General features: G+C 45.1%; 8 protein-coding genes. 6 read left to right on the forward strand and 2 right to left on the reverse strand.

All coding sequences use genetic code 11. The annotated features are described in order from the left end of the window. Positions 1–22 precede the first annotated feature (22 nt). Complete coding sequence (locus tag DXZ20_RS18795) at positions 23–415, reverse strand: YybH family protein (RefSeq protein ID WP_163664501.1); 393 nt, start codon at positions 413–415, stop codon at positions 23–25. Between the two features lie 157 nt (positions 416–572). On the opposite strand from DXZ20_RS18795, the gene DXZ20_RS18800 reads away from it, so the two are divergent. The 5 genes from DXZ20_RS18800 (at position 573) to DXZ20_RS18820 (ending at position 8,005) form a co-directional block, all read left to right on the forward strand. Further along, the gene (locus DXZ20_RS18800) at positions 573–770 is read left to right on the forward strand and encodes a hypothetical protein (protein WP_163696637.1); all 198 of its coding nucleotides are present in this window, start codon (positions 573–575) and stop codon (positions 768–770) included. Positions 771–1,010: 240 nt separating this feature from the next. Further along, positions 1,011–3,611 (forward strand): ammonium transporter, encoded by a 2,601-nt coding sequence (amt, locus tag DXZ20_RS18805; RefSeq protein WP_163699835.1) that lies wholly within the window; start codon positions 1,011–1,013, stop codon positions 3,609–3,611. Positions 3,612–4,035: 424 nt separating this feature from the next. Beyond that, positions 4,036–5,523 (forward strand): tetratricopeptide repeat protein, encoded by a 1,488-nt coding sequence (locus DXZ20_RS18810; RefSeq protein WP_163699837.1) that lies wholly within the window; start codon positions 4,036–4,038, stop codon positions 5,521–5,523. Positions 5,524–5,665: 142 nt separating this feature from the next. Continuing rightward, positions 5,666–5,848 carry a hypothetical protein gene (locus DXZ20_RS37605; protein ID WP_250565828.1) on the forward strand — a complete coding sequence of 61 codons (183 nt, stop codon included), beginning with the start codon at positions 5,666–5,668 and terminating at the stop codon, positions 5,846–5,848. 282 nt (positions 5,849–6,130) lie between these two features. Then, the gene (locus DXZ20_RS18820; protein WP_163699839.1) at positions 6,131–8,005 is read left to right on the forward strand and encodes a DEAD/DEAH box helicase; all 1,875 of its coding nucleotides are present in this window, start codon (positions 6,131–6,133) and stop codon (positions 8,003–8,005) included. Between the two features lie 18 nt (positions 8,006–8,023). Here DXZ20_RS18820 and DXZ20_RS18825 read toward each other — a convergent pair whose 3' ends face one another. Beyond that, the gene (locus tag DXZ20_RS18825) at positions 8,024–9,064 is read right to left on the reverse strand and encodes an IS5 family transposase (RefSeq protein ID WP_163696094.1); all 1,041 of its coding nucleotides are present in this window, start codon (positions 9,062–9,064) and stop codon (positions 8,024–8,026) included. A gap of 72 nt (positions 9,065–9,136) precedes the next feature. Between DXZ20_RS18825 and DXZ20_RS18830 the strand changes: the two genes are divergently transcribed. After that, on the forward strand, positions 9,137–9,880 hold the full coding sequence (locus DXZ20_RS18830) for a hypothetical protein (RefSeq protein WP_163699841.1): 744 nt from the start codon (positions 9,137–9,139) through the stop codon (positions 9,878–9,880). Positions 9,881–10,128 lie beyond the last annotated feature (248 nt).

The raw sequence follows: 10,128 nt of genomic DNA on the forward strand, positions 1-10,128 counted from the left end.
GGTTTAGCGGAGCAGTGGCTATTTACTGGGGCTTTTCATTCCAGATCTGACGATGGATTTTCCAATCTCCCTGCTCTTTTTGCATGAGCCATAGGCCCCGAAACTTAATTTGCACCGATGGGCTGCCATCGTGGGGGTGTACGGTCACCATGGCGATGCCAGTGACGTAGCCAAAGTCTCCCATAACCTGGATTTCTTCGGCGGTGAGTGTGGGAGCCAGATCTTTATCGGCAACCTGCTGCGCATATCCTGCTGCAATACTGGCTCTACCGTAATGGTCAGGAACATGGGGCGGCATTTGTATAGCTGCTTTGGTAAACATGGCGGCATAGGCATCGGAATCTTTGGCCCTGGCGTTTTCGGGATAGATGTCCTCGAATATTGTTTTGATTTGGTTGCGATCGCTAACCGACATAATTCCCTCTCTAATGATTCTTGCAGGTGTAGAGATCTCTTCCGCTGTAACTTACTTGCCTAATCCGCTTAAGTTTTACCCTCTGGTATACATCTCAAACGTCAGCAGGTTATAGCCTTGAGAACGTGCCCAACATAGAAAGACCTTGACCCCCAACATGCAACTATTCGATCTTACGTCCTATCCCTACGCTTCCGCTCGTCCTGTCATGTTGGGAACACGGGGGGCTGTGGCAACTTCTCAACCGCTAGCCGCAGCAACGGGGGCAGAAATTTTGAGGCGGCGCTGGTTGTATTTTGTGAGCTTGTGGGCCGCAATAGAACAGGTAGTGCCAAAATTTACACTACTGAGTTGACGGTACTGAAATTTATGTGCTCAAGTTTCGCTAGACTATCGGCATTTGAGTACCTAGCGTACAATTTGTATACAGTATATTGATGTAAATCACAGATAGAATGAGATGCAAGTCATATTGCAATCAAACCCAAGATGCATTTGCGTCTGTCTGTCGTTGCATTAACACTGACACTTATTATTTCCAAACGTTGCATCTGCTCAAATCAACCAAAGCTATATTTCTTTATTGACTGATTAAATGCACGGCAAAATAGATATATTGTGGCTGGTGTGCAGCGCTGGTCTGGTTTTTTTAATGCAAGCAGGGTTTCTGTGTCTGGAGGCCGGAGCAACTCGCCGTAAAAATAGCATTAATGTTGTTATTAAAAATATTGCTGATCTCAGTGTCTCAGTCCTCATTTTCTGGACCATTGGGTATGGTCTCATGTTTGGCCAATCCTACGGTGGATGGTTAGGTAACAATAGCTACTGTCCACCCCTAGAACAACTATCTGCCTGGTTTAATGCATTTTTCCTCTTCCAGGCCATGTTTTGTAGCACAGCTGTGACCATTTTATCGGGGGCAGCCGCTGAACGGATTAGTTTCAAAGGGTACATTGCTATCTCCGTAATTATTTCAGGTCTGATCTATCCCCTATTTGGTCACTGGAGTTGGAATGGATTGTTCCAGGGAGAAATGCTGGGATGGTTGGGGCAGCAAGGCTTTATTGATTTTGCGGGTTCCACCGTGGTGCACAGTGTGGGGGGGTGGAGCGCCCTGGCAACTATTTTATTTATTGGCCCCCGCTTGGGCCGGTTTTCTAAAAAGCGATCGCACCAGAGTATCTCAGGTTCCGACTTTCCCCTTTCGTTTCTCGGCACAATGCTGCTCTGGTTTGGCTGGTTTGGCTTCAATGGGGGCAGTGCCCTGGCGTTGAATGATAATGTTCCCAACATTTTGACCCATACCCTATTAGCCGGGGCCGCTGGCATCGTTACCCCCATACTCATAGCCCTCATTCGCCAAAAGACCCTGACCGTTAGTACAACCATGAACGGGGCCCTGGCAGGGCTAGTCGCGATTACGGCCAACTGTCACGCTGTATCCACAGCTGAATCTCTCCTGATTGGTGGCGTCGGCAGTTTGTGCATGTTATGGCTCACCAAACTGATGGAGCACTGGCATATTGATGACGCCGTTGGTGCAATTCCCGTCCATCTAGGGGCCGGTATATGGGGCACCTTAGCCGTCGCTATTTTTGCGGATCCGGTCATTCTCAACACAGGTCTGAGCCCACTAGAACAGCTTAAAGTTCAAGTATCTGGCATCCTAGCCTGTGGCCTATGGAGCTTTACAGCAACACTATTGGCTCTGGTACTTTTGGATCGTTGCTTTGCCCTCAGGGTTACTGCTCGGCAAGAGTATGTGGGACTTAATATCACTGAACACCAGGCTAGAAACCCACTACAGGATTTTTATACAACCATCAGTCACCATGCACGCACGGGTAAACGAACGCGACGCATACCAGTCGATACCTTTTATGAAGAAGGGCAACTGTCCCAGTGGTATTTTCAGGTAGTCACAACATTAGAAAAAGCAATTGAAAAAACAGAAGCAATTTTTGAAACAGCGGGTGAAGGAATTTTATCCGTTTCTGTGGATCAGCTCCTGATTCAAACCACAAACCCTTCAGTTGAGCGTATCTTTGGCAACTCTAAGTCAGAGATGATTGGACACAATTTTTCACACTTTGTCTATTTGGAAAACTGTACCTGGGACAATAAAGTAGTCTGTCTCAAACGGTTACTGCAGCTAACCAGCGACAGTCAACAACCCCATGAAATTTTAGGGAGACATATTGAAGGGCATTTATTTCCCCTGGAAATAACCGTTACCCAGACACAGGTTTTTGACGATCTTTTTTATACCATCATGATTCGTGACATCACAGCGCGCAAGGTGGCCGAGGCTGAACTACGCTGTTCTGAACAACGCGAACGAAATAAGACTATCGAGCTGACTAACACCCTGAATAAACTGAAACAAACCCAGGTCCAGTTAGTGCACAGCGAGAAAATGGCAGGCTTGGGGCAGTTGGTAGCGGGCATGGCCCACGAGATTAATAATCCGGCAACCTTCATACAGGGTAATCTATCCCATGCCGCTGACTATGCTCAGAATTTGATCCAGTTAATATCCCTTTATCGCCAGGGATACCAAGCCTTATCACCCCAGACCCAGACTCAACTACAGGCTCAATCTGTTATTGACGATCAAGAAATTGATTTTTTGCTAGATGATTTTCCAAAGCTAATTAATTCTATGCAGGTTGGTGCAGAACGTATTGGTGACATTATAAAATCACTGCAAACCTTTGCACATCAAGACAAAGCAGATTTCAAAGCGGTCGATCTCCATGCGGGGTTAGAAAATGCATTACTGCTTTTAACCCATCGTCTAGACTCAGCCCATACGCCCGTTGTTATCGAACGCCACTATGGACAACTACCTAAAGTGCCATGCTATGCCAGAAATTTAAACCAGGCGTTTCTCAATGTTTTGACCAATGCGGTGGATGCCGTAACGATGCCTGCCTGTGCTCAACCTAAAATTGCGATCGCAACCCACGCTACCGATCAACTTGTCACTATTACTATAAAGAACAACGGACCAGGCATTCCTCCAGAAATTAAATCCAATATCTTTAACCCATTTTTTACCACCAAACCCGTCGGTGAAGGGACTGGCTTAGGCCTGGCGACAACCCATCAAATCATCGTCAACCAGCATCATGGAAAGATCTATACTACAACAGGAAAGGAAACTACCTTTGTCATCGAAATTCCGTTGCCTTAGAGAAATTTGGTTACATGTAGGTGGTAAGCTTAGCTTCGCAGAGAATCGTTTACAACGAGAGAGTGCAGCCTTTGATAAATTTAGTAATCTCGTAGGATGGCGTGTGGGAGTTATGGGACCAATGACGGATGTAGATTTTAATTCTTCCAAATTTGAGTTTGGACAGGATGACTAGCTCTGAAGATACAAAGGTGGGGAGGTTAGATCTCCTATGCCCGTTGCCAACCGTTATATCTGCCCAACTTTTCCAAATCGGTTAGGGTGGGCAAGCATCAATATCGGTAGGGGTTATAACAGATATCCATAGGTGTTTGCCCACCCTACGGTTGTTTTTCTCCATAGAGTTAATAAAATAAGACCAATGGGGGCAAACTCCTGATAGGGTCCATAGGATGGTGTCAAAACAACTGGCATAAAAACAACAATGAGCTATCAGCAGGCAGTGGATTGTGTTGAGCGGGGCGAACTACGTACAGCATTAGCCCTATTGGATCAGGTGATTTTAGCCAACTCGCAACAGACAGAGGCATACCGACTACGGGGACGGACACGGCTTCAGGTGGGAGATAGTGCGGGAGCGATCGCAGATTACACCAAAGTCATCCAACGAGAACCAACGGCGCAGGCGTACCTGGGACGAGCCCTCGCCTATGTCACTACCGCCACACCGTCATCAGCCATTATCGATGCCCAGCAAGCATTAAAGCTAGATCCTCAGCTAGCAGCAGCGCAACAATTATTAGGTAAAATGTATCGTCAGGTGGGTCAGCCCCAAGCAGCAATCAACGCCTATAAGGCAGCCACTAAGTTATATCTGGCACAAAAGGATAAAACGAATGCAACCGCTTGCTTGGAGCAGGCGAATCAGCTACAGACAGAGTTAAATCAGCCAGGCACGCCGACCGTTAAGGTATCCCAGACGCCAGGAAAGACCTCTGGAACACCAGCTCCCATGGTGTCACCAACAGAATTTTTGCAGCGGGCGAGAGAAAAAGTGACCCAAGGTCTATTCAGACAAGCATTGGAAGATCTGAATTGGTTGTTGGAGATCGATCCGAATCATCTAGAGGCCCTGTGCGATCGTGCCTATCTCCAAGCCCAGCTCCATCGTTACGAGGCAGCAACACGAGATATGACCAGGGTGCAGCAGCTAGCTCCCGAAGATCCGATGGTTCAGGTGCAACGGGCCAAAATTCGGCTGGCATTGGGAGATGCCTACGGGGCAATGACAACAATAACAGAGTTGATCAAAACAGAGGCGACAGCAGAGCGGCTGACGATACGGGGGCAAGCCTATCAACAGCTGGGAGATATGGACAATGCGTTTAAGGATTATTCGAATGCGATCGCAATAAAGCCATCAGCTGAACTATATGATGCGCGAGCATCGGTACAGTCTGGGAAGGAGGCGTTGGCGGATTATCGGCAGGCGGCATCATTATGGCTAGATCAGGGGAATTGGCGAGCGCAGAAGGTAGCCGCGAATCGGGCGGAGGCAATTCGTCAGGAGTTGGATCAAGAAAAGGCGGAGGTCGAGGCGGAGCGGTTAATTCGGGTGCCGATTAAGGCGATGCGGTCGGGGATGCCGGTGATTGAGGTACGGTTTAATGATCGACACTCGTTTGATATGTTGATGCAGCAGGATTTGCCTCGCACCATTATTACCGAGACGATGGCATCGATGTTGGGGATTAAGGGGACTCCAGGAGGATTTTTGCAGATTCCAGGTGAGACGGCGGTTCCGATCAGTAATGGTTGGGTGCGATCGATTCGGGTGCAGTCGGCAGCCGCGATGAATGTGCATGTTGCGATCGCGCCCAGCTTTTCAGCCGGTCTCCTCGGCCAAGATTTCCTGGCCTATTACAATGTCCGCATCCTGGCCAACGAAGTCGAACTCTACCGTCGTCAGTAATAGTTGTCAGGTCGTTTGGGGGGATGGGGCATCGATGCAGCTCCAGGGGCATTTGCAGATGGTTTCGGATTTAGTAGCTCATGGATTGAATTTGCAGGCGGCACTGGATGCAATCTGTTGACAGTTTGATCAGGGTAATCGGGTGTTTTTGGAGCAGACGGTGCCACGGCATGTGGCGTTGGGGGTAAGTGATCTTGGCCATGATGTGCAAGTTGTTGCGGACCCAGGGATATTTGGGAAGGGGCAACTGATTTTGCGGTTAGAAAATGGCGTGTTGGTGGCGAGATCGGAGTCACAGGCGGATGGGATGGCGATTGTTTTGTGAGGTTGTGGTATTAGAGGGACATAGGTTGCTTTAGATGCTTTTAGGTTGGTTACGATCTCTAGTTGACATGATTAGCCTTTGGAGCCTTATTTCTAGTTGATCGTAATGACTTATGCACTTGGGGTTGGAGTGATGCAGTGGAGAAGGCAATATCACTGCTAATGAATTGCCGCATCAGATTTTCAGCGGTAGATATTAGTTACCCCATAATACATATTGCGATATTTGCTTATTAAAGTTACAAAGGAAGCTGAAAAATCAAAACTGTGATCTTAAAAAAATATGGCTATCGATTTTGGAAAAATCAGCATTAGTAACACCAGTAACACTGCTCTTCATCCTAGAGAAATATTTACAGCTCTTCCAAATAAGCAAGAGGGTAAGTTTGAGTATCCGAGAGATGTTCAAGCACAGGTTTGGGATAACTGGTTCTCACGAAGAAACGAGAAAGATCTTGTTATCAAAATGAACACAGGCAGTGGGAAAACTATTGTTGGATTACTAATTCTGAAGAGTTGTTTGAATGACAGGAAAGGACCAGCGGTTTATGTAGTACCTGACAACTATCTGGTGAAACAAGTTGTCAGTGAAGCTAAAGATTTAGGCATCGAAGTCGCCGAAGATACAGATTCTCCCAGATTCCTATCTGGCAAAGCTATTTTAGTTGTTAATATCTACAAGCTTGTAAATGGGGTATCAGTTTTTGGTGTTGGTGATGAGGGAAGAAAAATACCTATCGGCAGTATTCTTATTGATGATGCACACGCTTGTTTAGATATAATTGAAGATCAATTTATGGTCACCGTTAGTATTCAACACGAAGCCTACCAAGAAATTTATAGTTGTTTTAAAGAGTCTCTCCATGCTCAATGTGACACTAAAGCATTTGAGCTTGAGAATCGCGATCACGATGCTTATATGCAAGTACCTTTCTGGGATTGGCATCGTAAGATATCAGATGTATCGAAAATATTGATCAAATATAAAGGTGAAAGTTGGTTAAAGTTTACATGGCCTCTAATTAAAGAATCATTGACATTGTCAAGATGTGTTATTAGTTCAGAAAAAATAGAAATCACGCCACACTGCATACCAATTAATATAATCCCTAGCATCACTAATGCTAACAGAACAATATTCATGACAGCTACTTTGGTAGATAATAGCGTTTTATGCAGTCATTTCAATATCACAGAGGATTCTATCAGTAAAGCTGTTACACCTGACACCGCAGGCGATATAGGTGACAGGATGATTTTGTTGCCACAAGTAATTAACACTGAGCTAACTGATGATGAAATCAAGAAGTTCTGTAAGCAGATTTCACAAGATGTAAATGTCGTTGTTATTGTCCCATCAAAGTATCGTGCTAAGTATTGGAAAGACGAAGCCGATCTAATCTTAAATAAAAACGATTTATATGAAGGCGTAGCTCGTTTAAAGAGAGAGAAAGTAGGACTGACGGTATTGGTGAATCGATACGATGGAGTAGATTTACCTAAGGATGCCTGTAGATTTCTTGTAATTGATGGCCTCCCTATTGTTAGCAGATTAATCGACAAAGTTGAAAGTGGCATCATTATGGGTAGCTCAGGAAAAGCCGCTCAATTAATTCAAAAGATTGAGCAAGGAATGGGTCGTGGTGTAAGGTCGAGCGACGATCATTGCGTTGTCTTTTTAATGGGTCGCAATCTCACTAGCCAATTATATTCAGGAGGTGCAATAGAAAAGTTTTCACCAGGAACAAAAGCTCAAATCAATCTCTCAGAACAAATTTCGGATCAGATAAGAGGAGGGGATTTACCACAAATAAGAGAAGTTATTATGTACTGCTTGCATAGAAGGCAAGAATGGTTATCTAAGAGTAAAGGAGCTTTAGCAGCACTTTCATATGAAACGAACAGTATGCCTGATACTGTTGCACTAGGGCAAAGAAGTGCCTATAATTCAGCTTCTGTCAACAACTATACTGATGCAATAAAACAGCTTGACAATGTCATAAAAATAGTGAAAGAAAAACCGTTTAAATCATATTTAAGGGCACCTCTATTTATTGATTTTTTGAGGAATCGAGTCTCAAATAAGACTGTTATCCAGCCTTGTTTCTGGAAATCAGAATATGAAATAAACACCCCCCATGCATTGTGTCCGTTTTAGAGCTGAATATCCCATCCTTTAGGCAAATACTTCAGCCATGTCTTGTTTTTGCCAGAAGACATACCGCTTGAGATTGTAGGTCAAGTTTTTGAGGCCGAGCATGGTTTTGGCCCTGGCTAACCCAATGGTGCGAACAACTTTGCCCCCCATCTCATTGACCATCGACCCAAATACATGTTCAACCTTGGCCCGGGTTTTTGAACGCTCACGATTGTCCGCTATCTGCACCTCTGTTAGGGGGCGATTGCGATAGGCTCGTTCGTTAATATGGCTCTCAAAACCCATCATCTCTAACACGGTGACAATCGCTATCGAGAGATAGGCGCTATCGGCCCAAATCTCATCATCAGAATTGTCCGCATCTAGCAGTTGACCCAATACCTGAGAATCATGAACCGAGGCATCGGTGACCGTATACCGACGAATAAACCCATGCCCCGCATCCCGATTGATATGGTTTTTATACCCGTAATGAGACGTGCCATTCTTTTTGGTCCAACGAGCCTCCACATCCTTTTGGGATAGCTTATGAGGCTTGTCCTGCCAATCCTCAGGCACCTTGCCTGCTTTGACCTCGGCATTATCGTCTCGACTATTCCGTTGTTTAGGCACTGGCACTAAGGTGGCATCGACGATTTGACCACATTGGGCTTGGTAGCCCGTTGCCTTCAGATAGGCCCCAAACTGCTCAAATAGTCCTTCCACTAACTCGGCCTGGCGTAAGCGCTCCCGAAATGACCACACCGTTTTCGCGTCTGGCACCGCATCTTCCAGGCCCAGATGTAGAAATCGCATAAATGACAACCGGTCATTCACTTGGTATTCCAGCTCATCGTCACCAATGTTGTAGAGCTGTTGCAGGATTAACAACTTAAACATGAGGATGACATCTATCGGGCGACGACCTGCTTTACGCTTACGGGATTTGACATACACGCTTTCTAACAGCGGTCGAAACTCATCCCACGGAATCAGCTCGTCCAGGCAGGTCAACAGGTCTTTTTTTGATTCCAGCTTTTGATGACGGATCTCAAAATCCCAAAATCCTTGTTGTCCCATCAGAAGTCTCCCTGTCAACCCTAATCCGTAACCATGATCTCATATTGAGACTCTATTTTTGAATTAATCGAGGTGCCCTTAAAACAATGCTTGGCAGAATACACAAATCTCTATGATAAGGCTGAAGCACAGAAAATATTGATGTCAGCAGCTAGCGATAATTCAAGAGTCATTAAACCCATGCAAGGCATTGCATATCATAAACTTGAATCGGATGCTATGGATCAAGCCAGAATATGTGGAGAATACTTACGAAACACATTTGATGATCCTAACAAAGTTGTCATTGAGGTAAATGGGTTGCTGGAAGTGTTGGTATTCAAACCTGAAACATCAGAGATCTTTGAAGAGTCATGGAAGCAAATTGCCCGTTACCTGGGATTTCATAGTCAACGTCCAGAAGCAGAATGTAACAAAGGGCCAGATGTGTTCTGGGAAGTTGGAGCATTACGATATTTTGTCATCGAATGTAAAAATGGAGTAACATCTGAAAGAATAAATAAACGTGATTGCAATCAGCTCAATGGCTCCGGTGAATGGTTTGCGAACCATTATGATAAGACGTGTAACTTTACTCCTATTATGATTCATTCATCAATTCAGATAGAGCACGCTGCCTCACTTAAAGAGAACACGCGAATTATTGACAAAGAGAAACTACATCTATTACGTAAAAATATCTCTGATTTCATAAACTCTATATGCTTAGAGAACAATATGCATGATGACAAAGTTATTAGAGAAAAGTTGATATTTCATAAATTCAGAGCTGATGATTTTCTTGAAACATATACTTCTCCTTTTTCAGAAAAATAGTTGATTTTCCTGTCAATTTTCCCTCATCTTAGAATCCTACTGATGTTGGGCACTTTCACAATCTCCTTGAGCTGCTGCCCATTCCAGTCTGGCTCAAAAACTTCAAAGCAATGTGCACTGGACTGTCAGTGCACATTGCTTTGCTGCTGGTGCCATTCCAATGCTTCCCCTGATGCCCAAATGGTTCAACACGGCTGGCCCTTGCCAGCCTGAAATCCATTACATGTTACCGCCCACCGCACGGTTCC

It is taken from the genome of Adonisia turfae CCMR0081, assembly GCF_011009555.1.
Taxonomy (GTDB): domain Bacteria; phylum Cyanobacteriota; class Cyanobacteriia; order Phormidesmidales; family Phormidesmidaceae; genus Leptothoe; species Leptothoe turfae.